General features: G+C 39.4%; 1 protein-coding gene. It reads right to left on the reverse strand.

Features of this window, described 5'->3' with window-relative positions; all coding sequences use genetic code 11:
- Window positions 1-182 precede the first annotated feature (182 nt).
- Window positions 183-886 (reverse strand): IS1 family transposase gene (locus F6K22_RS41330; protein WP_293111017.1). Its coding sequence is split into 2 segments (ribosomal slippage): window positions 183-548 and window positions 551-886, totalling 702 coding nucleotides; the frame shifts between segments, so codons are not numbered across the junction.
- Between the last annotated feature and the right edge of the window lie 268 nt (window positions 887-1,154).

Below are 1,154 nucleotides of genomic sequence, written 5' to 3' on the forward strand. Positions count from 1 at the left end.
AAACTGATAATTTTGGGTTTATTGAGAATAGTAATAGTATGTAATGATTGTAAGTATAACTATCGGGAGCAGTTTAACTTAGTAACCGACCAACCTAAATCAAGCAAAAGTCTTAACTAAAGTTAACCTTAGCAAGCTGAATAAATCCCAATCACTCTAAAAACAAATCTGGCGTTGCTGAATTAAGGGATGAATCTAAAGGGAACAGGCACATCCCAAAACTTAAGGTAGTGAATTAGCAGTCTAATAGAATGTTTGAGCATCTCTATTGACTTGGAATAGCATAGTGTCTTGCGATGTAAGCGAGCTAGATAATGTCTTAGACGTGTATTTTCTCCCTCAACTCTGGTCATGTAGGTCTTGTTCACAATCTGATCGCCATCCGGAATATATAGGGGGTAAACTTTTAACCCATCAGTAACGTAGAAGAAGCAATGCCATAATCTCACAATCTGCCACAAAGGTTCAAAAGTCTCGGCACTATGGTCTCCTACCACCCAAGCTAAAATACCTGCTTGAAAGTGGTTAACTGCTGTCCAAACCCAGATTTGGTTTTTTTTGACCCGACAAAAGTTTGTAGCTCGTCAAGTTCCCCAACTGAGGGAATATCCTCCGGGTCATAGGCATCTGGTAACTGTTGTCCCACTGCCACTACCCATCGGATAATGGTGGTATGGTGAATTCCTGTAACCCTCTCTATACCTCGAAAACCCATACCATTGACATACATTCTGAGACAGATAATACGAGTATCATCACTGTATCCTGGTTGAATTTGGGGATTGGATACAAACTGACGACCACAATTAACACAGATGTGGTTTTGCTTCCCACGTCTATGACCATTCTTGCGAATATGAGTAGATTTGCAGTCTGGACATTCCATGATTTGCTCCCTTAGTTATTCCTCTGTCAAACCATATTATTCATCCCGCAAATATGCAACGCCACAAATCTTTGATAATTCTGTATAGTTCAATATCTTGTGCAGATACTATCCACTTATTAAGATAGAATATTATTAAGCTTCTATTTTTTCACCGATAGGGGTAAAAATTAAAACACTTAAGTAAGTCGGTGTTGAAAATTATCGTTATGAAAAGGCAGGAGGCAGAGGGCAGAAGGCAGAAGGGTAGAGAGTTTTGGGCTTGCTT

The sequence above is a fragment of the Okeania sp. SIO2F4 genome, from assembly GCF_010672385.1.
Classification (GTDB): domain Bacteria; phylum Cyanobacteriota; class Cyanobacteriia; order Cyanobacteriales; family Microcoleaceae; genus Trichodesmium.